25 protein-coding genes are annotated in these 26,391 nt (G+C 65.0%); 8 read left to right on the plus strand and 17 right to left on the minus strand.

What is annotated here, in order from left to right:
• The first annotated feature begins 200 nt into the window (after window positions 1-200).
• A complete protein-coding gene (locus XH91_RS04650) occupies window positions 201-428 on the plus strand; it encodes a hypothetical protein (protein ID WP_245470805.1) in 228 nt (75 codons plus the stop codon).
• 63 nt (window positions 429-491) lie between these two features.
• Here the strand turns inward: XH91_RS04650 and XH91_RS04655 are convergent, their stop codons facing one another.
• Entirely contained in the window at window positions 492-785 is a 294-nt protein-coding gene (locus tag XH91_RS04655; protein WP_128949490.1) for a GIY-YIG nuclease family protein, read from the minus strand.
• A gap of 183 nt (window positions 786-968) precedes the next feature.
• On the opposite strand from XH91_RS04655, the gene XH91_RS04660 reads away from it, so the two are divergent.
• Window positions 969-1,400 (plus strand): hypothetical protein, encoded by a 432-nt coding sequence (locus tag XH91_RS04660; RefSeq protein WP_128949491.1) that lies wholly within the window; start codon window positions 969-971, stop codon window positions 1,398-1,400.
• A gap of 119 nt (window positions 1,401-1,519) precedes the next feature.
• Here XH91_RS04660 and XH91_RS04665 read toward each other — a convergent pair whose 3' ends face one another.
• Together XH91_RS04665 and pyrE are read right to left on the minus strand one after the other, a co-directional pair.
• Complete coding sequence (locus XH91_RS04665) at window positions 1,520-2,299, minus strand: DUF2865 domain-containing protein (protein WP_164934114.1); 780 nt, start codon at window positions 2,297-2,299, stop codon at window positions 1,520-1,522.
• A gap of 152 nt (window positions 2,300-2,451) precedes the next feature.
• The gene (pyrE, locus tag XH91_RS04670) at window positions 2,452-3,015 is read right to left on the minus strand and encodes an orotate phosphoribosyltransferase (protein ID WP_128949492.1); all 564 of its coding nucleotides are present in this window, start codon (window positions 3,013-3,015) and stop codon (window positions 2,452-2,454) included.
• A gap of 186 nt (window positions 3,016-3,201) precedes the next feature.
• On the opposite strand from pyrE, the gene XH91_RS04675 reads away from it, so the two are divergent.
• Window positions 3,202-3,828: a glutathione S-transferase family protein gene (locus XH91_RS04675; protein ID WP_128949493.1), complete on the plus strand. Its 627-nt coding sequence runs from the start codon at window positions 3,202-3,204 to the stop codon at window positions 3,826-3,828.
• Between the two features lie 119 nt (window positions 3,829-3,947).
• Here the strand turns inward: XH91_RS04675 and XH91_RS04680 are convergent, their stop codons facing one another.
• From XH91_RS04680 to XH91_RS04695, 4 genes are all read right to left on the minus strand, one after another.
• Entirely contained in the window at window positions 3,948-4,583 is a 636-nt protein-coding gene (locus XH91_RS04680; protein ID WP_128949494.1) for a LysE family translocator, read from the minus strand.
• 91 nt (window positions 4,584-4,674) lie between these two features.
• Window positions 4,675-5,214, minus strand: coding sequence for an NADPH-dependent FMN reductase (locus XH91_RS04685; RefSeq protein WP_128949495.1), 540 nt, complete (start codon window positions 5,212-5,214; stop codon window positions 4,675-4,677).
• A gap of 10 nt (window positions 5,215-5,224) precedes the next feature.
• Window positions 5,225-8,275, minus strand: a complete 3,051-nt coding sequence (polA, locus tag XH91_RS04690) for a DNA polymerase I (protein ID WP_128949496.1) — start codon at window positions 8,273-8,275, stop codon at window positions 5,225-5,227.
• Window positions 8,276-8,356: 81 nt separating this feature from the next.
• On the minus strand, window positions 8,357-9,199 hold the full coding sequence (locus XH91_RS04695; protein WP_128949497.1) for a LysR family transcriptional regulator: 843 nt from the start codon (window positions 9,197-9,199) through the stop codon (window positions 8,357-8,359).
• A gap of 96 nt (window positions 9,200-9,295) precedes the next feature.
• Between XH91_RS04695 and XH91_RS04700 the strand changes: the two genes are divergently transcribed.
• Entirely contained in the window at window positions 9,296-10,267 is a 972-nt protein-coding gene (locus XH91_RS04700) for a quinone oxidoreductase family protein (protein ID WP_128949498.1), read from the plus strand.
• A gap of 6 nt (window positions 10,268-10,273) precedes the next feature.
• Here the strand turns inward: XH91_RS04700 and XH91_RS04705 are convergent, their stop codons facing one another.
• Window positions 10,274-11,341: an acyltransferase family protein gene (locus XH91_RS04705; RefSeq protein WP_128949499.1), complete on the minus strand. Its 1,068-nt coding sequence runs from the start codon at window positions 11,339-11,341 to the stop codon at window positions 10,274-10,276.
• A gap of 194 nt (window positions 11,342-11,535) precedes the next feature.
• Here XH91_RS04705 and XH91_RS04710 point away from each other — a divergent pair, with 194 nt between their 5' ends.
• From XH91_RS04710 to XH91_RS04725, 4 genes are all read left to right on the plus strand, one after another.
• Window positions 11,536-12,852: a UDP-glucose dehydrogenase family protein gene (locus tag XH91_RS04710; RefSeq protein WP_128949500.1), complete on the plus strand. Its 1,317-nt coding sequence runs from the start codon at window positions 11,536-11,538 to the stop codon at window positions 12,850-12,852.
• A gap of 141 nt (window positions 12,853-12,993) precedes the next feature.
• Window positions 12,994-15,468, plus strand: a complete 2,475-nt coding sequence (hrpB, locus tag XH91_RS04715; RefSeq protein ID WP_164934106.1) for an ATP-dependent helicase HrpB — start codon at window positions 12,994-12,996, stop codon at window positions 15,466-15,468.
• 118 nt (window positions 15,469-15,586) lie between these two features.
• Window positions 15,587-16,099, plus strand: coding sequence for a TIGR02281 family clan AA aspartic protease (locus XH91_RS04720; protein ID WP_164934105.1), 513 nt, complete (start codon window positions 15,587-15,589; stop codon window positions 16,097-16,099).
• A gap of 181 nt (window positions 16,100-16,280) precedes the next feature.
• Window positions 16,281-17,780, plus strand: coding sequence for a phosphomannomutase/phosphoglucomutase (locus XH91_RS04725; protein ID WP_128949502.1), 1,500 nt, complete (start codon window positions 16,281-16,283; stop codon window positions 17,778-17,780).
• A gap of 161 nt (window positions 17,781-17,941) precedes the next feature.
• Here the strand turns inward: XH91_RS04725 and XH91_RS04730 are convergent, their stop codons facing one another.
• The 9 genes from XH91_RS04730 to XH91_RS04775 form a co-directional block, all read right to left on the minus strand.
• Window positions 17,942-19,411: a methyl-accepting chemotaxis protein gene (locus tag XH91_RS04730; RefSeq protein WP_128949503.1), complete on the minus strand. Its 1,470-nt coding sequence runs from the start codon at window positions 19,409-19,411 to the stop codon at window positions 17,942-17,944.
• Between the two features lie 464 nt (window positions 19,412-19,875).
• Window positions 19,876-20,385 (minus strand): Lrp/AsnC family transcriptional regulator, encoded by a 510-nt coding sequence (locus XH91_RS04740; RefSeq protein ID WP_018643457.1) that lies wholly within the window; start codon window positions 20,383-20,385, stop codon window positions 19,876-19,878.
• A 75-nt stretch (window positions 20,386-20,460) separates the two neighbouring features.
• A complete protein-coding gene (locus XH91_RS04745; protein WP_128949505.1) occupies window positions 20,461-21,405 on the minus strand; it encodes a sugar kinase in 945 nt (314 codons plus the stop codon).
• Between the two features lie 8 nt (window positions 21,406-21,413).
• A complete protein-coding gene (nudC, locus tag XH91_RS04750) occupies window positions 21,414-22,352 on the minus strand; it encodes an NAD(+) diphosphatase (protein WP_128949506.1) in 939 nt (312 codons plus the stop codon).
• 11 nt (window positions 22,353-22,363) lie between these two features.
• Window positions 22,364-22,783: an HIT domain-containing protein gene (locus XH91_RS04755; RefSeq protein ID WP_128949507.1), complete on the minus strand. Its 420-nt coding sequence runs from the start codon at window positions 22,781-22,783 to the stop codon at window positions 22,364-22,366.
• Window positions 22,784-23,019: 236 nt separating this feature from the next.
• Complete coding sequence (locus XH91_RS04760) at window positions 23,020-24,147, minus strand: muconate cycloisomerase family protein (RefSeq protein WP_128949508.1); 1,128 nt, start codon at window positions 24,145-24,147, stop codon at window positions 23,020-23,022.
• Window positions 24,144-24,899: an SDR family NAD(P)-dependent oxidoreductase gene (locus XH91_RS04765; RefSeq protein ID WP_128949509.1), complete on the minus strand. Its 756-nt coding sequence runs from the start codon at window positions 24,897-24,899 to the stop codon at window positions 24,144-24,146. The genes XH91_RS04760 and XH91_RS04765 overlap by 4 nt, the downstream gene beginning before the upstream one ends.
• Window positions 24,899-25,705 (minus strand): amino acid ABC transporter ATP-binding protein, encoded by an 807-nt coding sequence (locus tag XH91_RS04770; protein WP_128949510.1) that lies wholly within the window; start codon window positions 25,703-25,705, stop codon window positions 24,899-24,901. The genes XH91_RS04765 and XH91_RS04770 overlap by 1 nt, the downstream gene beginning before the upstream one ends.
• Window positions 25,702-26,364, minus strand: coding sequence for an amino acid ABC transporter permease (locus tag XH91_RS04775; RefSeq protein ID WP_128949511.1), 663 nt, complete (start codon window positions 26,362-26,364; stop codon window positions 25,702-25,704). Before XH91_RS04775 ends, XH91_RS04770 begins: the two co-directional genes overlap by 4 nt.
• Window positions 26,365-26,391: the final 27 nt, after the last annotated feature.

The raw sequence follows: 26,391 nt of genomic DNA on the forward strand, positions 1-26,391 counted from the left end.
CAGAAACACCACTAAACCCTACGCAACTTGCCGATTTGCCGGAACCATGACTGGCGCGGCAGTGCACTGCGCTGGCGTAAAATTATGCAAGGAACGGGCCGCTTTGGGAACCCGGTCCAGCACGGAGAAACGCCGATTTGGTGCTAGAGTGGGCGCAGATTCAGCCATCACTGTGGAGGAGACGCCCCATGAGACTGCTGATGCGACTGCTGATCGAAATCGCCGCTGCGGCGCTTCTCGTCATCTGCATCGCCGGTTCGAGCGCCGCCTTTGCCGCCGGCAAGCGTAGCGCCGACGGCCTCAGCTGCGGCTTCTCCCTCCCGCAGAACGCCACGCCAGCGCAGCGCTGCGCCGCCATCAAGCGCCAATGCGGCGGCAAGTTTTACGCAAGCGCGTGCGGGGACAAGTTGATGTCGGCGGCGAATTGAGGCGAGGCGGCGCAACACCGCTCGTGTCGTCCCGGCGAAGGCCGGGACCCATAACCACCGCTGTCACAGAAGATGCGAGAGATCGAGCCAATCCGGATTTTCCTGCTCGATCAGGCGAATCTTCCAATCACGCTGCCATTCCTTCAGCGCTTTCTCGCGAGCGATCGCTTCGGACGGCGATGCGTAAGTCTCGACGTAGACCAGCCGTGTCACGCCGTACTTCTTTACGAACTTCGAACCGCGTCCAGAGCGATGCAAAGTAAGCCGATTGCCAAGGTCGTTGCAGACACCGATGTATAGCGTGCCATAGCGTCGGCTCGCGAGGATGTAGACGTAGTAGGCGGCTGGTGCATTCATTGCTGGGCACTCATTTCCGAAAACGTCCGGCAGCGGTGGTTATGGGTCCCGGCCTTCGCCGGGACGACATTGTGAACCCATCAGAACAAATTAAGAACACTTTAGCAAGTCTTTGATATATCATTGTGATTCGGCGCATTGCCGACACAATATCTAGGGTCTGACTTCAGTCGCGAGGACTACATGTCCACCATTGCCTTCGATCAATTTGCCCTCACCCGGATCGCCGATTTCGCGCGGTCGCTGTCGCGGCTGCATCAGGCGGCGCGGCGCCATGCTGTCGACGACGACCAGTTCGACCGCGAGTTCAACACGGTGTGCCAGTCGATCTGGGGTTACACCATCGACGACATCAGCGATGATCTGTTCGCGCCCGAGGACCATCATTTCCTCGACACCTTGGACGAAGCGCATGCGCGCATCTTCGCGGCCGAGCAGGGCTATGACCTCGTCGGCGAGGCCGGCATGCTGACCGATTGGTGGGGCTTCTGCTGGATGATCCTGGCCGAGAAGCGCGGATTGCTCACCGCCGAAAACCGCGCGGCTGCGCGCGCGGCGATCGAGGAGAAATATCTGGCCGCGCCGAATGTGATCGGGGTGATTATCGGGCGATAGCGCGGCAACCTCCGTCATTGCGAGGAGCTCTTGCGACGAAGCAATCCAGACTGCCTCCGCAGAGGCATTTCTGGATTGCTTCGCTACGCTCGCAATGACGACTTGGCTACACGCCGGGTCTAATCCAAGCCCGCACGCTTTGCGGACTTCGCCGTGGCCTTCGGCACGGCCGTCACGTCAGGCAGCGTCTCGCGCACGATCTCGGCGGCCGGGGCATCGGCCGCCACCGTCTCTGCGCGCACCGGGGCCACCTTCATCTCGCCCAGCCGGGCGCGGACTTGTGCGGTGAGGCCGGGATAGGACGCAACGGGGGTGAACTCCGCGGTCTGCTCCTGGCCGAGGCGGACGCCGGTATAGGCGACGAGCCCGTCGCTGGTGGCGATGACGTCGCCGGCCTTCAGCGAACCATCGAGCGTCAGGTCGACCGGTGCGAGCCCGGCCGGCTCGCGGCCGTTGCAGGTGCAGTCCGCGCGCAGCGCCTTGCGGTAGGCGAACGCATTCTCGCTGTCGGCGTAGCGCTCGCCGGCCTGACTATAGGCGCCGTCGATCGAGGATCCGAAAAACACCTTTGTCGCACTGGCGGGGCAGAAGGCCTGACACATCTGCGCCGGCGAAGCGAGGCCGCGCATCAGCGGAAAATATTTGCCGTCGCAGCTGCGCACGCAGAACGCCGGGCCGGAGCCGCCGGCTGCCGCCGTGCGGGTCGGCGGCACATATTGGGGCTGGCCCTGGTTCTGCTGACTGGCGAAGGGATCGACGAAAGAGCTCGCCTGCGGCGGCACATCGCGCTGGGGGCGCTGCTGCTGCAGACCGCCGAAGAAGAAGTCGAACAGGCCTTCGGCTGAAACCGGGGCCGGGGCCGCAAGCAGCGGGCTTGCGAGAGTGGCGGCCACAAGCATCGCGCGACGCCGCCGGCGCGCATGGGACACGATGGTACGCAACGCTTACTCCACCCGACGCTATTGAACCGGCCGGGACCGTCAGGTCTCAGCACATGATTCACCATAAAGCGGGATGGTAAATGAGCGGTTGAAGGGGGCGCCGCGCGCCCTTACGCCTTCAAGAATTCCGACGCCTTGTACAGCGAGCGGAACGGCAGGCCGGCCGCGCCGAACGTGTCGGTGGCACCTTCCTCGCGGTCGACCATGGTCAGCACCAGCACGACTTCGGCGCCGGTCTCGCGCACGGATTCCACGGCCTTCATGGCCGAGCTGCCCGTCGTGGTGACGTCCTCGACGATGACGACGCGCTTGCCGGCGAGCGTCTCGCCCTTGGGCAAGCCCTCGATCGCGAGCCTGGCGCCATGCTCCTTCGGCTTCTTGCGCACGAAGAAGGCCGCGATCGGATGCCCCTTGATCCAGGAGATCTGCGCCAGCGCACCGGCGAGCGGCACCGCGCCCATCTCGAGTCCGCCGATGAAATCGAGATTGTCGTCCTTCAGCGTCTCGTAAGTCAGTTCGGCGAGCAGCGTCGCGCCCTCGGGATCGAGCATGGTCGGCTTGAGGTTGAAATAGAAATCGCTCTTGCGGCCCGACGCGAGCGTCACCTCGCCGCGCCCGAAGGAGCGGCGGCGGATGATTTCGAACAGGCGGGCGCGGGAGGCAGATTTCGACACGGCGGTCCCTCGAAAGGCGTTTTGAGAGGTGGCGGAATTTATCCGCGACCGCCGCGACATTCCAGTGGGGGTGTCCACCGTCAACAGGGATCGGCCATTCCGCTCCGCCGGTTGTGGGGCTGCAACCTTCTGGAGTAGGTGGATGCCCGAAAGGCCAAGCAAGAAACTGGGCGAGGAAATAGGCAAATGACCATCGAGCTGCACACCTGGAACACGCCGAACGGCCGCAAAATCTCGGTTGCGCTGGAGGAAATGGGACTGCCCTACAAGGTGGTTCCGGTGAACATCACCAAGGGCGAGCAGATGGCGCCCGGGTTCCTCAAACTGTCCCCGAACAACAAGATCCCCGCGATCCTCGACCCCGAGGGGCCCGACGGCAAACCGGTCGGCGTCTTCGAATCCGGCGCCATCCTGCTCTATCTCGGCGAAAAGACCGGCAAATTCCTGCCGAAATCGCTGGGCGAGCGCATTCCGGTCTACGAATGGCTGATGTGGCAGATGGGCGGCTTTGGCCCGATGCCCGGCCAGGTGCACCATTTCATTGCGCTGGAGAACGAGCAGGACCGCGCCTACGGGCTCAAGCGCTACATGGCCGAGACCCGCCGGCTCTACGGCGTGCTCGATCGCCGCCTGGAGGGCCGCGAGTTCGTCGCCGGCGACCTCTCGGTCGCCGATTTCGCCATTCTCGGCTGGGCCTGGCGCCATCCCCGCCACAAGGTGGATCTGGCCGACTTCCCCAACGTCAAGCGCTGGTACGAGGCGCTGATGGCCCGCCCGGCCGTGAAGCGGGGTATGGACGCGAAGCTGGATTGATCGGGGAAGGTGTCATCGCCCGCGAAAGCGGGCGATCCAGTACGCCGCGGCAGCTCGATTCTGGCCGCGCTGCCTCGGATTGCTGGATGCCCCGCCTTCGCGGGGCATGACAGCCTTCCTCACACCTTCTTCGCTTCCACCGCCATCCGCACCGCAAGTCCCGCCAGTACGGTGCCCATCAGCCAGCGCTGCACCAGCATCCAACTCGGCCGGCTGGCCAGGAACAGCGCGATCGATCCGGCCGCGAGCGCGATCATCGCATTGACGCTGACGCTGATTACGATCTGGATCGCGCCCAGAACCACCGACTGCATCAGCACGCTGCCGGCCATGGGATCGATGAACTGCGGCAGCAGTGCGAGATACAGCATCGCGATCTTCGGATTGAGCAGATTGGTGACGAGCCCCATCGTGAACAATTTGGGCGGGCCGTCGATCGCGAGCTTCCTGACCTGGAACGGCGAGCGGCCGCCCGGCTTCACCGCCTGCCAGGCCAGCCAGAGCATGTAGCCGGCGCCGGCAAAGCGCAGCGCGTCGTAGGCGAAGGGAATTGCGAGCAGCAGTGCCGTGATGCCGAACGCCGCACACAGCATGTAGAACACAAAACCCAGCGCGACGCCGCCGAGCGAGACGATGCCGGCCGCCGGCCCCTGCGTGATCGAACGCGAGATCAGATAGATCATGTTCGGCCCCGGCGTAAGCACGAGACCGAGACAGACGAGGGCGAAGCCGAGCAGGGCGGAGGTGTGGGGCATGGGTGAACCGGTGCGGGAGATGCGCTGGTTCTAATAGGCGGGGAACGGCGGGACCATCGCGCAATTGCACGGAGGACAATTCAGTTTGATCTTACGCGCCCGCTTGCACCGTGCGGATAAACGCTGCAAAGCGCTCCATTGCCGAACGTAACGGCTCCGCGAGGGCCGGATCGGCGGCGATGCCATGTTCGTCCCAGGCGCCGCCCAGCAGCGGCAGTGTCACGCAGGCCTCCGTGGCGAGCCGTGCCGACATCGTCTCCAGCGTCAGCGTCAGGGCGGCCAGCGCGTGCGTTGCGCGCGGCGACGTGTTGATCAGCGCGACGGGCTTGTCAGGGAATTCATGGCTCCCCACCAGCCAGTCGAGCGCGTTCTTCAAGACGCCCGCGACGCCACGGGCATATTCGGGGCTCGAGATCAGGAGCCCGTCGACGCCACCGATCAGCTCCCGCATCGCGCGGACAGGCGCGGGTACATCATCGCCATCGAGATCCGGATTGAAGAAAGGCAGGCCGGCGATTCCCTCGAACGGGATGATCTCGACACCGGCAGGTGCGAGCCGTGCCGCTGCGCGCAGGACTGCGGTATTGCTCGAACCGGCGCGCAGGCTTCCGGAGATGGCTGCGATCTTCATCGGAAAGCCGTCAGTGCGCCTCGTCCCAGTTCTTCGCCGCGCGCGCGTCGACATGCAGCGGCACCGACAGCAGCACCGCCGGGAACGGCGCATCCTGCATCACGTGCTGGACGACAGGAAGCGTTTTCTCGACTTCCGCGTCCGGCACCTCGAAGATCAGTTCGTCATGCACCTGGAGCAGCATCTGCGCCGAGAGCTTCTTCGCGGCGAGCGCATCCTCGACGCGCGTCATGGCGCGGCGAATGATGTCGGCGGCGGTACCCTGAAGCCGCGCGTTGATCGCGGCGCGCTCGTTGAAGGCGCGCACCGAGGCATTGGACGCCTTGATGTCGGGGTAGTGGCACTTGCGGCCGAACAGCGTGGTGACATAGCCGTGGCTTCGGCAGAAGTCGCGCGTCTCGTCCATATAGGCGCGAATGCCGGGGAAGCGCTCGAAGTACTTCTTGATGTAGGCGGAGGCTTCCTCGCGGGCGATGCCGAGCTGGTTGGCGAGGCCGAACGCGGAGATGCCGTAGATGATGCCGAAATTGATCGCCTTGGCGCGGCGGCGGATCTCGCTCGGCATGCCCTTGATCGGCACGCCGAACATTTCCGACGCCGTCATCGCGTGAATGTCGAGGCCATCCTTGAAGGCCTGCTTCAGTACGGGAATGTCCGCGATCTCCGCCAGCAGGCGCAATTCGATCTGCGAATAGTCGGCCGAGACCAGCTTGTGGCCCGGCGTCGCGATGAAGGCGCGGCGAATTTTACGGCCGTCCTCGGTACGAACAGGGATGTTCTGAAGATTCGGCTCGTTCGACGACAACCGGCCGGTCGTGGTCGCGGCCAGCGCGTAGGTCGTGTGCACGCGATGGGTCTGCGGATTGACGTATTCAGGCAGCGCGTCGGTGTAAGTCGATTTCAGTTTTGAAACCTGCCTCCATTCCAGAATCTTTCGCGGAAAGTCGTGGCCCTGCTCGGCGAGTTCGTCGAGCACCTGCGCCGTCGTCGACCACGCGCCGGTCTTGGTCTTGGTGCCGCCAGGCAGTCCCATCTTGCCGAACAGGATGTCGCCGATCTGCTTGGGGCTGCCGACATTGACGGGCTCGCCGGCGATCTGCTGGATCTCGGCCTCGACGCGCGCGGCGGTCTGGGCGAAGTCGCCGGAGAGACGCGACAGCACCTGACGGTCGATCGAGATGCCGCGCCGCTCCATGCGCGCGAGCACCGAGACCAGCGGCCGCTCCAGCGTTTCGTAGACCGTGGTCATGTGCTCGGCGACGAGGCGCGGCTTCAGCACGCGCCAGACGCGCAAGGCGATGTCGGCGCCTTCGGCCGACAGCGGCGCGGCCTTGTCGATCGGCACCTGATCGAAGGTGATCTTGCCCTTGCCGCTGCCGAGCAGCTCGCTCTCCTTCAGCATGGCGTGGCCGAACCAGCGCTCCGACAGCGAGTCCAGCTCATGCGAGCCGCGGCCCGCGTCGAGCACGTAAGAGATCAACTTGGCATCGTCGGTATTGCGCAAGGTGATGCCGTGCTGCGCCAGCATCACCGCGGCGAATTTGACGTCGAAGCCGATCTTGAGAATGCCCGATGATTCCAGCACCGGCCGCAGCGCCTCGATGGCGTCGGCGTGCTTGACCTGATCCGGCGCAAGGCCGGCGTCGAACAGGCCGGCGCCGCCGCCGGACTGCTTGTGGGCCAGCGGCACATAGCAGGCCTCGTTCGGTGCCAGCGCCAGCGCGACGCCGCAGAGATCGGCCTGCATCGGATCGATGGAGTTGGCCTTGATCTCGATCGCGACATGGCCGGCATCATGGATGCGTGCGATGAAGCTGTTGAGCTCCCCCAGCGTCTTGATGGTCTGGTACTTGGCCAGGTCGACCGGAAGCTTGCGCAAGGCCTCCTCGCGCGCCGCGGCGAGGGAGATTGGCGCGCCCTTGAGGCTCGCCGATTTGTCGCTCTTGTCGCCACCCCTCGCGACCGCCGCAGGGGCCGCGAACAGATCGCCGGAAGCCTCCGACGATTTCACCTTTGCTCCGTCGCCGCCTCTCGCCCCGCTGCTGTTCGCCGCATCGGCATCGACATTGGAAGGATCGATCTGCGAATAGTCGGCGACGCGGCGGGTCAGCGTGGAAAATTCCATCGCCTTCAGGAACGCGATCAATTTTCGCGCGTCGGGCTCGTGGACGGCCAGATCGTCCAGCGGCACTTCCAGATCGACCTTGTCGTCGAGCAGCACGAGCTGGCGCGAGATGCGCGCCTTCTCGGCATTCTCGATCAGGGCTTCGCGGCGCTTCGGCTGCTTGATCTCGGTGGCGCGGAACAGGAGCTGTTCGAGGTCGCCATATTCGACGATCAGCTGCGCCGCTGTCTTGATGCCGATGCCAGGGACACCGGGCACGTTGTCGGTGGAATCGCCGGCCAGCGCCTGCACCTCGACCACCTTCTCGGGCGGCACGCCGAACTTCTCGATCACTTCAGGAATGCCGATGCGGCGATCCTTCATGGTATCGTACATCGTGATCTTGTCGTTCACGAGCTGCATCAGGTCCTTGTCGGAGGACACGATGGTCGTGGTGGCGCCGCGTTCGCTGGCCTGCCGGGCATAGGTCGCGATGAGGTCGTCGGCCTCGAAGCCGCCCTGTTCCAGGCAGGGCAGGTCGAAGGCGCGCACGGCCTCGCGAATCAGCGCGAATTGCGGAATGAGATCGTCAGGGGCCGGCGGGCGGTGCGCCTTGTACTCGGGATAGATCTTGTTGCGGAAGGTGACTTCCGACTTGTCGAACACGATCGCCAGATGCGTCGGCCGGTTGTCGGCCGGCATGTCACGCAAAAGCTTCCACAGCATGTTGCAGAAGCCGAGCACGGCATTGACCTGCAAGCCGTCGGATTTGCGGTTCAGCGGCGGTAGCGCGTGATAGGCCCGAAAGATGTAGCCGGAACCGTCGACCAGGAAGATGTGATCGCCTTTTCCAGCCGCCTTGGCTGCGACCGGTTTGGCAGCAGCTGTCGCCGCAGCGGGCTTGGCATCGGCTTTGGCGGAGGTCTTCGGGGATGTGTTTTGAGAGCTCTTGGGCATGGCGGCAATGTATGAATATTTGCGGCAAAAGACAGCCTCGGCGGATCGCTATTTTGCCGACTCGCACAGCAAATCATGGCCTCAGGCCAGGCAGTCCTCGATGAAACCTGCAACAGCGCGTATCGTGGGCGTGCGGCGCAGGTCGCGATGGACAACCAGCCAGACCTCGCGCCCGACGGGGCGGCCGCCGATATCGTGACGTTCCAGCAAGGAATCGGCCTCGCCGAGGAATTTCGGCAGGGCGGCCAGCCCCATTCCCGTCCTCGCGGCCGCTGCCTGGTTCTCCAGATCGTTGGTGCGAAGCACGATCTCGCGCGAGGCCGCGAAGCGCATCAGCCATCGCTGCTGAGGCGCTTCGTCCATGCTGGAATCGTAGGCGACGAACGCGAAGGCATGCGGTGGCGTGGTCTTCAAATAGTCCGGCGAGCCATAGAGGGCGAACTCGAAATAGCCGATCTTGCGTGCAATCAGCCCCGGCTCCGTCGGACGCGACAGCCGGAGCGCCAGATCGGCTTCGCGACGGTTGAGCGAGGCCGTGCGCTTCTCGCCGATCAGCTTGATCCTGACGCCGGGATGCTGTTGCCGCAGTCGGATCAGTTTTGGCGCGATCAAAATGTTCGCCAGCGACGGCGGCGCGCTGATCGTGATGTCGCCGCCGATCCCGGATTTCGAGGCTTGCACGGCGCGCTCCACCGCGAAGGCCGTGTCCGTCATCGGAGTTCCGATCTTGGCGATATGCTTGCCGTCCTCGGTGAGCTCATAGCTGCGTGGTCTGCGGTCGACGAGCTTGAGCGACAAGGATGCTTCCAGCGCGGCGACGCGGCGGGCCACGGTGACGTGGTCGACGTCGAGGCTCCTTGCCGCGGCGGACAGGGTGCCCTCGCGCGCCAGCGCCAGGAAATGCTGCAGGTCGGTCCAGTCCATATGTGCGATTTCTCACATCAAGCTATCGATCTTGAGCAGTTTCGCAGATTTCCGCATCATTCCATAGTCCTTCCGTCATCGACAGGAGGATCCGATATGGCCGTGATCGTGAGATTGAAGCGCCCCGGCGGCGTAGAGCAACTCGAGCTGGCGAGCACCGACCTGCCGCCGCCAGGCCGCGGCGAAATCCGGTTGCAGCAGACCGCAATCGGCGTGAATTCCATCGACATCTATCAGCGCATGGGTCTCTACGCGCTTCCGCCGGAGCGGATTCCGGGCGTCGAGGCGGTGGGCGTGATTGCGGCGCTGGGCGCGGAGGTGACCGGCCTCGCGGTGGGCGACCGCATCGCCTATGCGGGAGCACCGGTCGGCGCCTATGCGTCCGAGCGCAATTTGCCTGGATGGCGCTGCGTGAAGCTTCCCGCGGGCATTCCGGACGAGGCGGTCGCAGCAGTGTTCGTCAAGGGCATTACGGCCGACATGTTGCTCAATCGTGTTTTCCCGGTTGGCGGCGGCACGACGATTCTCGTCCATAGCGCTGCAGGAGGGCTCGGACAGCTTCTGACGCGCTGGGCCAGCGTCACAGGAGCGACCGTGATCGGGACCGTCGGATCACCCGATAAGGCCGAGATCGCCCGCGCTGCCGGTGCGGCTCATGTGATCATTGGGCGGGATGCCGATTTTGCCGCGGCCATCGCCGATCTCACCGCCGGGCGCGGCGTCGATGTCGCCTATGACGGCGTCGGCGGGACCACGTTGCAGAAGACGCTCGGCTGCGTGCGGCCCTTCGGCGTCGTGGCCAGCATTGGCCAGTCGGCCGGACCGATCCCGTCGGTCGATGTTCACGATCTCGGGCCACGGCGCAGCCTGATGTTGGCACGGCCGAGCGTGATGGCCCACATGAACGATGCCGATGCTTACCGCCGTTCTGCCGAGCGGGTGCTTGCCGCGATGAGCGATGGCGTGCTGCAGGTCAGCGGCACTGCCTACAGCTTGGGGGACGCGGCGCGGGCTCAGGCCGACCTCGAGGCCGGGCGCACGACGGGCGCTCTGTATCTGCGCCCCTGAAGCGGTCTATTCCGCCGCCTGCAACACCGGCCCGGACTTCTTCGGCGCGATCCAGAATGCGTCGGGCCGTTCGAACAGGAAGTCGGCGTGGATCAGCAAGGCGCCCCGCCAGATCGCCAGCGATCCGAGCACGCCGACGATGGTCACGATCAGCGACATCGCACCGATATCGGAAATGATGCCCGTGTGCAGCAGCAGCGTTCGCGTCGCCGCCATCGGCAGGAAGAAGGCGAGATAGATCATGATCGAATGCTCGCCGCAGAAGCGCAGGAAGTTGCACCATCCGGCGCGCGCCAGCAGCGTGCCTGATGTGATGATCGCGCACGCACCGGTGAAGCCGAGCAGGAGCGAGACGATCTTCCACTCGCTGGCGCCTGAGGCGACGAGGCCGGCATTGACCAGCGCCCAGGTCGCGAGCGCCGCGAGCGCGCGCGTCGGGTGGCTTCGCGCGCGCTCCGACAGCGCGAACACGTAAGGCGCGAACAGATAGCCGGAATAGAAGTAGACGAAGCGCGCGCAGAACTCGTCGATCGCGGTCCAGCCGGTCGTGATGCGGGCCGTCTCCAGCGCGGCCGCGATCAACCAGATCGCGAGCGGCGGCATCCTGCGTGTCAGTTTTGTGACGACGAAGAAGACCGGCAGCAGATAGATGAACCAGAGCGTGCCGAACGGCTCGATGAAGGATTCCAGATACAGCAGGCCGACGTCGCGCCAGCCGGTTTCGGCCGCGAAGGCAGGCGCCTTGAAGCCGAACTGGATTGTCACCCAGACGACATAAAAATAGGCGAAATGCACCACCTTGCGATCGAGATAGGTTCGCCAGTCCCGGTCGATCACCAGGGGCAGGAACAGACCAGATATCAGGAAGAAATCCGGCATTCGGAATGGCTTTGCGAAGGCCACGAGCAGATGCATGAACCCCGGTTCACCGGCGGCGAGCTCGACCCCCAGCACCGAATGCATCATCACGACCATCACGATGCAGATGCCCTTGGCGTAGTCGACCCAGTCGACACGCGCGGCGGCCGGGGTCTTGGGTCCCCCGCTCGCGGCTGATGTGCCTGATGGTGCCATGGTGTCCCTTTTCGAGGCGCGTTCCGCCCTGATCTGTGCGGGCGTGGGGCAGTGTGCCGCCTTGTGGCTTAGGATTTCTTTACCCGTACAATTCGCATGCCGGTTTTCGCGCCCGGACGGTTTCCTTCTGCCGGGAAAATGCTAAACCGCCCCGTATCCGGGGTTTCGTTAACCAAGCCAGAGCAGGGATTTTCATGCGAATCGCGATGATCGGAACGGGCTATGTCGGACTGGTGTCTGGAGCCTGCTTTGCGGATTTCGGTCACGACGTCACCTGTGTCGACAAGGACGAGAAGAAGATCGCGGCGCTGCATCGCGGCGAGATCCCGATTTACGAGCCGGGCCTGGACGAACTGGTCGCCAATAACGTCAGGGCCAAGCGGCTTAGCTTCACCACTGATCTGTCCAAACCGGTTGCGGATGCCGACGCCGTGTTCATCGCGGTCGGTACGCCGTCGCGCCGCGGCGACGGCCACGCCGATCTCTCCTATGTCTACGCTGCCGCGAAGGAGATCGCGCAGTCGCTCTCCGGCTTCACCGTGGTGGTGACGAAGTCGACGGTGCCTGTCGGCACCGGTGACGAGGTCGAGCGCATCATTCGCGAGACCAATCCGTCGGCCGACGTTGTCGTCGCATCGAATCCGGAGTTCCTGCGCGAGGGCGCCGCGATCCGCGATTTCAAATTCCCCGACCGCGTCGTGGTCGGCACCTCCGACGAGCGCGGCCGCAAGGTGATGGGCGACATTTATCGCCCGCTGTCGCTGAACCAGGCGCCGCTGATGTTCACCGCGCGTCGCACCGCCGAGATGATCAAATATGCCGCGAACGCCTTCCTCGCGACCAAGATCACCTTCATCAACGAGATCGCGGATCTCTCCGAAAAGGTTGGCGCCAACGTGCAGGAGGTCGCGCGCGGCATTGGCTTGGACAACCGCATCGGCACCAAATTTCTGCACGCCGGTCCCGGCTTCGGCGGCTCCTGCTTCCCGAAGGACACCAAGGCGCTGATCAAGATCGCGCAGGACTACGACGTCAACCTGCGCATCGTTGAATCCGTGCTCGCGGTCAACGAGAACCGCAAGCGCGCGATGGCACGCAAAGTGAGCCAGGCGCTCGGCGGCTCCTTGCGTGGCAAGACCATCGCGGTGCTCGGCCTGACTTTCAAGCCCGACACCGACGACATGCGCGATGCGCCGTCGATCCCGCTCGTCACGGGTCTGCTCGACATGGGCGCGAAGGTGAAGGCCTTCGATCCTGTCGGCATGGAGCAGGCCAAGGGCGAGCTGCCCGGCATCACCTATTGCGAGGATGCCTATTCCTGCGCGCAAGGTGCCGATGCGATCGTCGTCGTCACCGAATGGACCCAGTTCCGCGGCCTCGATCTCGATCGTCTGAAGGCGACCATGGCCCAGCCCGTCGTGATCGACCTCCGCAACATCTTCCGCCCCGAGGACATGGCTGCCGCCGGCTTCACCTATGAAAGCGTCGGCCGCCCGCCCGTGCAGGGCTGATAGCGGCACACGATTGTCATACCCCGCGAAGGCGGGGTATCCAGTACGCTGGGATCTTCGGAATGGCCGGGATCCGATATGACTGGATCGTCCGCCCCAACGCGCAATTGCGCACGCGGCGGGCGATGACGGACCGACACTTTGCCCCGCACTTTCGACACACCCCTCCCGATCGATGCCGTGCTCGACGATTTGTCGCGCACGCTCGATCAGCACAACGCAGCCGTGCTGGTCGCGCCGCCCGGCGCCGGCAAGACCACGCGCGTGCCGCTGGCGCTGCTCGATGCGCCCTGGGCCAAAGGCAAAAAGATCATCGTGCTGGAGCCACGCCGCATCGCCGCGCGCGCCAGCGCCGACCGCATGGCCAAGTCGCTCGGCGAGCGGGCTGGCGAGACCGTGGGCTATCGCGTCCGCTTCGGCTCGAAGATCTCGCGTGCGACGCGCATCGAGGTCGTGACCGAGGGCATCTTCACCCGTCAGATTCTCGACGATCCCGAATTGTCAGGCGTGGCCGCCATCCTGTTCGACGAATTCCATGAGCGCTCGCTCGATGCCGATTTGGGCCTGGCGCTGGCGCGCGATGCGCAACTGGGCTTGCGCGAAGACCTGCGCATCCTGGTGATGTCGGCGACGCTCGACGGCGCGCGCGTCGCAAGGCTGCTCGGCGAAGCACCCGTCGTCGAAAGCGAGGGCCGCGCGTTTCCTGTCGAGACGCGCTATCTCGGCCGCAAGGCGGATGCACCGATCGAGCGGCAGATGGCGGATGCGATTGCCTCCGCGCTCCGTGCCGACGGTGGCTCGGTGCTCGCCTTCCTGCCGGGCGCCGCCGAGATCCGTCGCACCCAGAATTTTCTGGCCGAGCGAGTGCAGGACGCCAGCATCGAGATCGTGCCGCTGTTCGGCGCGCTCGATGCCGCGGTGCAGGATCGTGCCATTTCTCCGGCAGCCAAAGGCATGCGCAAGGTCGTGCTCGCGACCTCGATCGCGGAGACCTCGCTCACCATCGAAGGCGTGCGCATCGTCGTCGATTCCGGTCTTGCCCGCGTGCCGCGCTATGAACCCGACATCGGCCTGACGCGACTGGAGACCGTGCGCGCCGCGCGTGCCGCAGTCGACCAGCGCCGCGGCCGCGCCGGCCGCACCGAGCCGGGCGTCTGCTACAGGCTGTGGGACGAGCCGCAGACGGCGTCGCTGGCGCCCTATACGCAGCCGGAAATTCTCAGCGCCGATCTCTCTTCGCTGGTGCTTGATCTTGCGCAATGGGGCGTCGCCGATCCGGCAGCGCTGTCGTTCCTCGACCCGCCGCCGCAGCCGGCGTGGAAGGAAGCCAAGAGTCTGCTCACCGAGCTCAACGCGCTCGATGGCGACGGGCGCATCACCGCCGAGGGCAAGAGCCTGCGCGCGCTCGCGCTGCCGCCGCGGCTGGCTCGCATGATCGTGGATTCCCATCGCGCGGGGTGCGGCGAGGAAGCGGCCGAGATCGCGGCCATCCTCACCGAGCGCGGGCTCGGCGGTGACAGCGCCGATCTCGAGCACCGGCGCGACCAGTTCCGCCGCGACCGTTCGCCGCGGGCGGCGAGCGCGCGCGATCTGGCGCGACGCTGGGCGTCGCGGGTCGCGGCATCCGAGAAGCCGGATCAGCAGGAGGATCTCTCGACCGGCCTGATGCTCGCCTACGCCTTCCCGGACCGTGTCGCGCGCAATCGCGGCAATGGCAGTTTCGTGCTCGCCAACGGCCGCGGCGCCGCAGTGGAGCAGACCTCGTCGCTGGCCCGCGCGCCCTACATCGCGATCGGCGAGATGACCGGCACGGCCGCGAGCGGTCGCATCCTGCTCGCCGCGCCAATCACTGAGGCTGACATCGAGCTGCACTTTGCCGAGCACATCGAGAGCGTCGACGAGATCTCCTTCGACCGCGGCGCGATGGCGCTGCGCGCGCGGCGCAAGCGCGTGCTGCATGCGATCACACTTTCTGAAGCGACGCTTTCGGTGTCGCCCTCGGAACACACCGCGCGCATTTTTGCCGACGGTCTGATCGCCGCCGGCCTCGACCGGTTGCCCTGGTCCAAGGCCGCCAAACAATGGCGCGACCGCGTGATGTTCCTGCGCAAGGCCGAGGGCGATAGCTGGCCCGACCTGTCGGACGACGGGCTGATCGCGCGGCGCGACGATTTTCTGGTGCCTGTTCTCTACGACAAGATCGCGCTGAAGGACATTTCCGCCGGTGATCTCTCCGATGCGCTGATGGCGCTGTTGCCGTGGGAGATGCGCGCCCGGCTCGATCGCGAAGCGCCGACCCATTTCGAGGCGCCCACGGGAAGCGTGCTGGCGATCGACTACGAGGCCGAGCAGGGGCCGACCATCGCCGTGCGACTGCAGGAATTGTTCGGCCTCAACACCCATCCGTCGATCGCCGCCGGCAAGGTGCCGCTGGTGCTCGAGCTGCTGTCGCCGGCGCAGCGTCCGGTGCAGGTGACGCGCGATCTCCCCGGCTTTTGGCGCGGCAGCTACGCGGCCGTCCGCTCCGACCTGCGCGGCCGCTACCCGCGCCACCCCTGGCCGGACGATCCGGCAACCGCGCTGCCGACCCGTCGGGCGAAGCCGCGCGGGACGTGACGTCGTATTAACCGTCCGCTCATCCTTTTCGTCAAAATAACACCGGCTCTGCTGCGACCCTGCTCGCGGAGGAGCCTGCCGCGTGGTGAAATCGAGCGTTCGGCTCGGAAGTGGTGTGATGCGTAACATTATGATCTTCGCGGCCGTGATGATCGGTCTCGGTACATTCATGGCGCAGATGGCGGACAGGATGAGCTCCGCGTCCGCGACATCGGCGCCGCATGCGACGGTCGCGATTGCGACCACTGCGCCATCAGGCAGCCGCAGCCTCAACATCCCCCGCGACATCCGTGGTCATTTCCAGACGGAGGGCCGCATCGACGGCCAGCGCATCGGTTTCATGGTCGACACCGGCGCCTCCGTGGTGGCGCTGAACGAGACCTCCGCCGCCCGCTTCGGCCTGCGTCCCTCGCGCAGCGAGTACAGCGCCACGGTCACCACCGCAAACGGCACCATCAAGGCCGCGCGCACCCGCATTGCAATGCTTGACGTCGGCGGTCTCGTCGTGCGCGACGTCGACGCCATGGTGCTGCCGGACGCTGCGCTGTCCGAGAACCTGCTCGGCCTCTCCTTCCTGTCCCGCCTGAAGCGCTTCGAGTACGCCAACGGCCAGATGGTGCTGGAGCAATAGAAGAGGGCGCATTTCAGCCCAATGATTTTTAAACGGTCCTGGGCAAGCGCGCGGCCGGTAACGTTTTTCCGTTACCAAACTGCCGCAATTATCGGCCATAAGCCTTCATTCCCGCCTTCCGCTGCGCCCTGGCTTTCGCTAAGGCTGCATCAAGTCCCGCCATTTTCACGAGACCGCCTCAATGTTCCCCAAGCCGAAATCCGTGCTTTTGCCCAACACCTACGCCTTCGAATCCGAGCCGATGGTGAAGCCCACGGGTTTTCGCGAATACGACGCGCGGTGGTTGTTCCAGAAGGAAATCAACCTGATGGGGGTGCAGGCGCTCGGCATGGGGCTCGGCGCGCTGATCGCCGAGCTCGGCGTCGCCAAGGAGATCGTCACCGGGCACGACTTCCGCGGCTATTCGGCCTCGATCAAATATGCGCTGATCTCCGGCCTGATGGCCGCAGGCTGCAAGGTGCACGACATCGGCCTTGCGGTGACGCCGATGGCCTATTTCGCGCAGTTCGATCTCGACGTGCCCGCTGTCGCCATGGTCACGGCCTCGCACAACGACAATGGCTGGACCGGCGTGAAGATGGGCGCCAACCGTCCGCTGACCTTCGGCCCCGACGAGATGACGCGGCTGAAGGAGATCGTGCTGGGCGCCGAGTTCAAGAACAAGGCCGGCGGCGCCTACCAGTTCCACGAGAACTACCCGGCGCGCTACATCGCCGACCTCACCAACCGTCCGAAGCTCAAGCGCAAGCTCAAGGTGGTCGCGGCCTGCGGCAACGGCACGGCCGGTGCGTTCGCGCCGCAGGTGCTGGAGGCGATCGGCTGCGAGGTGATCCCGCTCGACACCGAGCTCGACCACACCTTCCCGAAATACAATCCGAACCCCGAGGACATGGAGATGCTGCACGCGATCCGCGACGCGGTGCTGCATCACAAGGCCGATGTCGGCCTCGGCTTCGACGGTGACGGCGACCGCTGCGGTGTCGTCGACAACACTGGCGAGGAGATATTTGCCGACAAGGTCGGCGTGATGCTGGCGCGCGACATGTCGGCGATCCACAAGGATGCGCAGTTCATCGTCGACGTGAAGTCGACCGGCCTCTTCATCACCGATCCCGTCCTGCAGAAGCAGGGCGCCAGGACCGCCTATTGGAAGACCGGCCATTCCTACATGAAGCGCCGCAGCTTTGAGACCGGCGCGCTCGCGGGCTTCGAGAAATCGGGCCACTTTTTCTTCAACAAGCCGTATGGACGCGGCTATGACGACGGCCTCGTCTCGGCGATCGCCATCTGCGACATGCTCGATCGCGCGCCCGGCAAGTCGATGGCGGATCTCAAGGACGCGCTGCCGAAGACCTGGTCGTCGCCGACCATGTCGCCGCACTGCGCAGACGAAGTGAAGTACGGCGTCATCGACGCCGTGGTGAAGCATTTCGAAGGCCTTCAGGCCAAGGGCGCCAAGATCGGCGGCCAGTCGATCCGCGATCTGGTCACCGTCAACGGCGTGCGCGTCACGGTCGAGGACGGCAGCTGGGGCCTCGTGCGCGCCTCCTCCAACAAGCCGGAGCTCGTGGTCGTTGTCGAGAGCCCGGTCTCCGAGCAGCGCATGCACGACATGTTCGAGATGGTGAACAGCGTGCTGCGTAACCATCCCGAGGTCGGCGAGTACAATCAGAAGATCTGATCTGGCTGCCGCGGTGCACCTGCGCCCGCCGCATTCACCGCTGTCATCACCCGCGAAAGCGGGTGATCCAGTATTCCAGAGAAGCTGGTGAGCTACGGAGACGCAGCGGCGTACTGGATCGCCCGGTCAAGCCGGCGATGACGGCATCCGTGCGCGGCCCCCTACGCCGTTCGCAGCGACCCTAGGAACCCATCGACCTCGGCCTTCAGACGCTCGGACTGCGAAGACAGCCCCGCTGCGGCTTGGTGCATCTTCAAGGCGGCGGCGCCGGCCTCGTCGGAAGCCTTGCTGACGCTTGTGATATTGTCGTTCACCTCGCGGGTGCCGGAGGCGGCCTGTTGCAGGCTGCCGGCGATCTCGCGGGTCGCTTGACCCTGCTGATCGACCGCGGTCGAGATCTGGCCGGAGATTTCATCGATCTCGGCGATGGTCGCGCCGATTGCTTGAATGGCGTTGACGGCATCGCCGGTGGCGCTCTGGATGGTCTGCACCTGCGCCGAGATTTCTTCGGTCGCCCGTGCAGTCTGGTTCGCCAGCGCCTTCACTTCGCTCGCGACGACCGCAAAACCTTTGCCGTGCTCACCGGCGCGCGCGGCCTCGATGGTCGCGTTCAAAGCCAGGAGATTGGTCTGGCTGGCGATGCTCTGGATCAGCGTGACGACCTCGCCGATCTTCTGCGTGCCGCTGGCAAGCCCCTCGACCACCTGATTGGTGCGGCGGGCTTCATCTGCTGCACGGGTTGCGATCTCGGCGGAGCGGGCGACCTGTTGCGTGATGCTGGTAACCGACGCGGTGAGTTCCTCGGTCGCCGCGGCAACCGTCTCGACATTGCTGGAGGCGCGGTTCGAGGCTGCTGCGGCGGCTGAGGTCTGACGCGCAGTGTCGGTGCTGTTGTTGCTCATCGCGGATGAGAGCTGCTGCACCTCGCCCGCGGCAATCGCGACGGCCTCGACGATGCCGCCGATGCTGCGTTCGAAATTGCCGGCGAGCCTCTGCTTGGCGGCCTCGCGGTCGTCCTTGGCGCGCTGTTCGACATCGTGGCGCTCGCTGTTGGCCCGCGCTTCGGCGGCCATCGCGGCCTGCGCTTCAGCCGTCTTCACCGCCGTGGTCTCGAACAGCTGCTGGAGCGTGTGCGCCAGCGCGATCAGCACGCCCGCCTCGATCAGCAGGATCACCGCGTGCAACACGACGCGACCGAAATCCGAGCCGCCGGGATAGATCGCCGCGGGCAGCAGGAAGTTCAGCGCGATGTGATGCAGCGCGACCGCGACCGTCGCGGCGACGATCGGCCGATAGTCGCAATAGGCGACCGTGCAGGCGAGCGCCGCGAAGAAATACATATGCATGTCGATCTGCCAGGGATGTCCCTCGAACTGCCAGGTGAACATCGACACGCCGCTCATCAATGCGACGGCAAACACGAGACGCGTGGACAGCCCGTTGCCGGACATGGTCCAGGACAGCGTCCCGGCGAGCGCGAAAATCGCCATGAAGATGGCGGGGATCAGCCAGGCCTTGCCGAGCGCAAGCCCGATTATCATGCTGATCGGCACGTGCAGCCAAAGCATCGCGACGAGAATCTTGCTGGTGGTTTGCCGCAGCGATTCAAGTCCGTCGTTCTCGACAACCATTTCATCCTCTCCAGGATTGCGTGCCAAATGGCTACACGCCACAAGGCTATCCGCCAAAACACGCTGAGACCGCTTGCGCGTCCATCACGAACCAAGCGCCGGCATCATGCAGGCGGGTCAGTCCGTCATGGTCATCCGGGCGGACGACGAGGAGAGTGGGAAGGGCGGTTGCCCTCACGATCGACGCTTGCGCCGCTCCCGTAGCCTGAAAAACCTGCTGCGTGCTCCACCAGGGTGGAAACGCAACCGCGACAACAGTCGCGCCCGGACGAACCTGTAAGGTGAGGATGGCCAATGCGATCCAGCCTGCGACCAGCAATGCAGTCGCATTCGCCCAGGCAGGCCACCGCCGGGACGGAATCGCCGTTCTCCCCTCCATGCCATAAAGATAGGCGAACGGGACTAACTCTCGGTAAACGACGGCTTACCGAGGTACCGGATCGGGGTGTGGCGCGAGATCGACCTTAAGCCGCCACCACAGCCGGGATCGGCAGCGCCGTCACCGACTTGATCTTCTCCATCGCGAATCGTGAGGTGACGTTCTTGAGCGGCACGGCGCTGATCAGCTTCTTGTAGAAGATGTCATAGGCCTGCATGTCCGCGACCACGACGCGCAGCATGTAATCGACGTCGCCGGCCATGCGGTAGAATTCCATCACCTCGGGCATTGCGCTGACGGCTTCGGCGAACTTCTTCAGCCAGGCGTCGGAATGATCGGAGCTCTCCACCGACACGAACACGGAGATGCCGAGCCCGATCTTGTTCTGGTCGACCAGCGCGACCCGCTTCAGGATCACTCCGTCGGCCTCCAGGCGCTGGATGCGCTTCCAGCAGGGGGTGGAGGACAGGCCGACACGGTCGCCGATTTCGGCAACGGACAGGGAGGCGTCCTCCTGGAGCACCATCAGGATCTTGCGGTCGATAGCGTCGAGACGGCGGCTGGTCTCGGGGATCTGGACAGCGGCATCGGTCATTTGAAGAACTTTGTTCCAATTCAGGGGCCGATTTCCCTGATATAGAGAAAATCCTTCTATAGCAAGTCCATAATCTCAGCCTGCGCGCGGGGCGGCTCCAACCAAGTTCTGCAAAAAGGCTTCAACTTCAATGCGTTGCGGCGCTGCCAGGCCGCCGCCATGGCGGGTGCATTTCAGCGCCGCAGCGGCCGCAGCGAATCGCAGCGCCTCCCGCACGTCGCCGCCCTCGGCGACGCGAAGCGTGAAGGCGCCATGGAAGACGTCGCCGGCGCCGAGCGTGTCCACGGCATCGACCGTAAAGGCCGGCGTCTCCTCCAGCCGGCCGACATCGTTCAGCCAGATCGTTCCCTCAGGGCCGCGCGTGGCGGCGAGGAAGGCGGGCGACAGCTTGGCCAGGCGCTTCAAAGCCTCGCCGTCGTCTTCGATGCCAGCGGTCTCCTGCGCCTGCTCGCTGGCAAACAGCAGATGCGAAGCAGCGGTAAGCAAGCCGTCCTTCAGCTCCATCGCACGATCGACGCCGACGATGACAGGAATGCCGCGCCGGCGCGCCTCGGTGCAGAGATCGATGCAGAAGGCGCCGCAGCGGCTCTCGACGAGCACTGCCTGGCAACCCGCGAGCAATTCGTCGGCATCAGGCAGCCGGACCGTCCACAGGGCGGGATCGCGGTAGATTGTCAGCGTGCGTTCGCCAGACGCGTCGATGATGATCGCCGAGACGGGCGTGGCTGCGCCGGGGATGCGCACGATGTGGCTGATATCAATGCCTTCATCGGCCATCCGCTCGAGAATGAAGCCGCTCGACGTCTCCTGCGCATCGCCCATCGGGCCCGCAAACGCGACGCGGCCGCCGAGCCGCGCCATCGCGATCGCGGCATTGAGCGCGTTGCCGCCGCAGATTTCGGCAAGATGCGTGGCGTTCGCCTTGCTGCCGCGCGCGGGCACAGACTCCACGCGGAAGGTGAGGTCGCGCACGGGAATGCCGATGCACAGGATGCGCGGCGCGATCGCAGGGTGCGCCATCGGCCGCCTCAGCTCCTGTCGTGCACCCAGCGGCCGAGCAGATGATGGGCGATCGCAAATGGATGCGGTCCGGCCAACCCGTCCGGATGCGTCCGTTTCAGCATCAGCGCCGCTTCCTCGCGCGTGAACCAGCGCGCGTCCTCCAGCTCGGAGTGATCGACCACGATGTCCTCGCTCACGGCCCGCGCGCTGCAGCCGATCATCAGGGACGACGGATAGGGCCAGGGCTGGGTCATGTAATACTGCACGTCGGTACAACGAATGCCCGACTCCTCCAGGATCTCGCGGCGGACCGCGTCCTCGATGGTCTCGGCGGCCTCGACGAAGCCGGCTAGGCACGAAAACATGCCTGGTGGAAACTGCTTCTGGCGGCCGAGCAGGCACTTGTCGCCCGAGGCGACGTGCATGATCACGACCGGGTCGGTGCGCGGAAAATGCTCGGCCTTGCACGCCGGGCAGTCGCGCTTCCAGCCGCCTTCCTTCATCGCGCTGCGGGTGCCGCAATTGGCGCAATAGCCGTGGCGCTGGTGCCAGCCGACCATCGACTTCGCCATCGCGATCGCCGACAGCTCGTCGGGCGGGATCGCGCCCTGCATCGCCATGCCGCGCAGCTCGGTGACGGTGTAGTCCTCGCGGCCGATCAGTTTCTCGGCGGCCGCCTGCGCCAGGCCCATGCCGAAGACCGCCGCGCCGTCGCGCAAGCCCAGAAAGATCGTGCCGGGATTGGCGCCGCATTTCAGCGCCTCGTCGATCGAGAGCAGCGCGCGCACCTTGTCGCCCTCGCGCTTCACCAGCAGCGAGTCTCGGTAGACGACATAGGCGCGCGACGACGATTTCTGCTCCATCGCGAACAGCTTTTCGTCGTCACGGCGCAGATGCGCGGCGCGATCGAGAATGTTGGTGACGAAGGCCGGTTGCCCCAGCGGAAACGAGTCGAATGCTGACATTTCTTGTTCTTTCAACCCAACCAGATTTTCTTGCGGAGCGCGCTGATGAAATTCTGCACCTCGGTCGCGTCATGCGCCAAGGGCTTCATCACGCCCCACACCGGGCGCGGCCAGGCGGCGTCACTGGTGCGGCGTGCGATGATGTGAACATGAAGCTGCGGCACGAGATTGCCGAGCGCCGCGACATTGAGCTTGTCGCATTTGGTGATCTCCTTCAGCGCGCGCGAGACGCGGGAGATCTCCGTCATCAGCTGTGCCTGCTGCACTTCGTCGAGATCGATGATCTCGACCGCGTCGGCGCGCCGCGGCACCAGCAGCAGCCAGGGATAATGCGCGTCCTTGATGACCAGCACCTTCGACAGCGGCAGATCGCCGATGTCGATGGTGTCCTCTTTCAGGCGGGAGTGCAGCGACCAGGCGGGTTCGGGCATGGAGGTTTCCGGATGGCCCGGTGGGGCGGGCGTGTTGGGCCGACCATACGATAGGGAGTTGGCGAGGGGAAGGATCGGGCTCCGCAGGGGCCTCATGCTCTATCGTCGTCCCGGCGAAGGCCGGGACCCATACTCCGCAGCAGATGTGATTGCACGAGATTGGAATTTGCGATCATCGCCAAATGCAATCTCGTGGCTATGGGTCCCGGCCTTCGCCGGGACGACGAGGAGAGACCTTACGCCTCCGCCAGCACCCGGGCATTGGCGCGAATCGAGGCTTCGCTCACGCGGATGCCGAGACCCGGCCCATCGGGCACGACGACGTGACCAGCACGGTTGACCACGCGCTCTTCCAGCACGTCCTCGGTCAACACGTGATGCGGCATGTAGAACTCGCAGCCGAGCGAGATGCCCGGTGTTGCCGCGATAAGCTGTGTCCCGGCGGCAAGACCGATGCCGCCTTCCCATAGCGTGCCGCCATAGCCGGGCAGGCCGGCGATGTCGGCAATCGCCATGATCGCCTGCGCCTCGAACAGGCCGCCGGCTTTCATCAGCTTGATGGAGACGGCATCGGCCGCCTCGCGGCGCACCACCTCCATCATGTCGCGGCGGTCGAAGCAGCTTTCATCGGCAAGCACGGGCGTTTCCAGCGCCGCGGTGAGCTGCGCCATGACGTCGAGGAACTTGCGCGGCACCGGCTGCTCGATGAAGGTCGGCGCGAACGTCTCGACATTGCGCAGGATCTTGATCGCGCCGAACGGCACCAAGGCCTGGTTGTAGTCGACGCGCAGATCGACCTTGTCGCCGAATTCCTTCCGGATCGCTTCGAGATGATCAAGGTCTTCGCGATGCGGCTTCACGCCGGTCTTGACCTTGTAGATGACATTGCCATCTGGAACCATCGTTCGCATCCGCTCGAGATCGGCGGCAAAGTCGGGATCGGCGATCGAAAACGAAAGAGGAATCGTGTCGCGGACGCGGCCGCCGAGCAGATCGGCAACGGACAGGCCCGAGGATTTGCCGACGATGTCGAGCAGCGCCATCTCGATTGCGACTTTTGCTTCCGCGTGGCCGACCAGGGCGCGGTCGAGCTCGGCCATCAGCGCGCGGATGCGGCGCACGGATTTGCCGAGCAGGATCGGCCGCAGATAGATATCGAGCGCGGCGAACGCAGCTTCCGGCGTTCCCGTGAACACCTCCCACGGTGCCGCCTCGCCCCAGCCGACCACGCCGTCGCTGGACGTCAGCTCGACCAGCACGCGCTTCACCGTGCCCTTGACGTTGCCGACGCCCTGCAGGCGCGCCATCTTGATCGGGCTTTCGATCAGGAACAGGCGGAGACGCTGGATGGTCGCTTCGGTCATGTCAGGCCTCCATTGACGTGCCAGACCTGGCCGGTGACATAGGATGCTTTCGGGGATGCCAGGAAGGCGATGATCTCGGCGACCTCCTCCGGCCGCCCGCGGCGTTGCATCGGAATCAGCGCTTCGGTTGCCGCGATCTGCTCGGGCGACAGCCGGCTCTCGCTGGGCTTGTCCTTGACGATCAGGCCCGGGGCCACGGCGTTGACGGTGATGCCGTCCGTCGCGAGCTCGACCGCGGTCAGCCGCACCAGCGCTTCGAGCGCGGAGCGGCTTGCGGCCGTGGCTGCGAACGGCGCGAATTCGGGCCGGATCGCGTGCGCGACAAAGGACGATACCGCGACGATCCGCGCATCTTTCGCGGCCCGCAACAGCGGCAGTGCGGCTTCGACCATTCGGGTGAACGCCAGCGCCGATTCGTCCATCGCCTGCCGGAAATGATCCGCGGGCGTGCCGATCGCGCTGCCGCGGCGGGCGTGGCCGCCGACGAGAACCAGTCCGTCGAGCCGGCCGAAGGCGGCATGCGTGGCGGCGATGGCATCGGTCACGGCTGCGTCCACGGCGAGATCGCCAAGACATTTGGCGACCACCGCGCCCTTTGCCTCGGCTTCCGCCGCGGTGGCATCGAGGCCCGCGGCGTTGGAGCGCGTGTGCAGCAGCAGCCCGGTGCCGGGGCCTGCGAGCAGCTCTGCGGTGGCGCGGCCGATGCCGCTGGCGGCGCCGGTGACGAGATAGACGCGATTGATCCCAGGCATCACGAGGTCGCGTTCGCCGGCGGCAGCGCGCCGGTGCGATGGAAATGGCTGAGGAAGGCGCGCGTCGCGGCTTCCCGGGGATTGTCGATCACCTGCCGCGCGGGTCCTTCCTCGACCACGATTCCGTCGCGCATGAAGATGAGGCGGTCGGCGACCTCGCGGGCAAACGCGATCTCGTGGGTCACGATCACCATGGTCATGCCTTCGGAGGCCAGCTGCTGGATCACGCTCAGCACCTCGCCGACGAGCTCCGGATCGAGCGCCGAGGTCGCCTCGTCGAACAGCATCACATCAGGCTCCATCGCCAGCGCGCGTGCGATCGCGACGCGCTGCTTCTGGCCGCCGGAGAGCGTTGCCGGATATTGGTCCGCCTTCTCCGCAAGACCGACCTTGGCAAGCTGCGCCCGCGCGAGCTTCTCGGCGTCGGCTTTGGCCATGCGCCGCACCGTGACCGGTCCCTCCATCACGTTCTGCAGCGTCGTCATGTGCGGGAACAGGTTGAAGTGCTGGAACACCATGCCCGTGGTGGCGCGGAATTTTGCGAGTGTCTTCACATCTGGGAGCTTCGTGCCCTCACCGAATGAAAAGCTGATATCGCCGACGCGCACGCTGCCGCCATCGGGCACGACCAGCAGGTTGATGCAGCGGAGCAGCGTGGATTTGCCCGAGCCGGACGGACCGATCAGCGCCACGACACCGCCCTTGGCGACGTCGAGATTGATGTTCTTCAAAACCTCGTTGCTGCCAAAGCTCTTGCGCAGGCCGCGGATCTCGATTTTCGAAACGGTCTTGGATGTCTCGCTCATTCGCCAACCGCCAGTCGCTTCTCGCCGCGGCGGACGATGATGGTGAGCGGGATCAGGATCGCCGCATAGGCGACCGCAACCGCAGTATAGGTCTCGAGCGGCCGGTAGCTGTCATGAGCGGCGACCTGGCTCTGATAGACCAGATCGGGCACTGCCAGCACCGAGACCAGCGAGGTGTTCTTGAACTGGATGATGGACTGGTTCATCAGCGCCGGGATCATGCGCTTGATCGCCTGCGGCAGCACGATGCGTCGCATGCTCTGGCCGGGCGTCATGCCGAGCGCCGCGCCGGCTTCCGACTGGCCCTTGTCGATCGAGATGATGCCGCCGCGGATGATTTCCGAATAGAACGAGCCGCCATAGAGCGACAGCGCCAGCGCCGAGGCGGTGATCGGCGTCATCTCGACACCGGCCAGGATCGGCAGCGCATAATAGAACCAGATCAGCTGCACCAGGATCGGCGTGCAGCGGAAGGCCTCGATGAAGGTCAGGGCGAGGAGCCGCACCGGCTTGAAGCGTGACAGGCTGCCGAACGCACCGAGCAGGCCGAAGGCGAGGCCCAGCAACACGATCACCACGGTGAAGCCGACGGTGACGCCAAGCCCGTCGAGAAAGAGCCAGCGATAGCTCCAGAGGATGCCGAAGTCCCACTGATACATGCGTGTTCTTACTCGTCGTGGGTATCG

The organism is Bradyrhizobium guangzhouense (assembly GCF_004114955.1).
Classification (GTDB): Bacteria; Pseudomonadota; Alphaproteobacteria; order Rhizobiales; family Xanthobacteraceae; genus Bradyrhizobium; species Bradyrhizobium guangzhouense.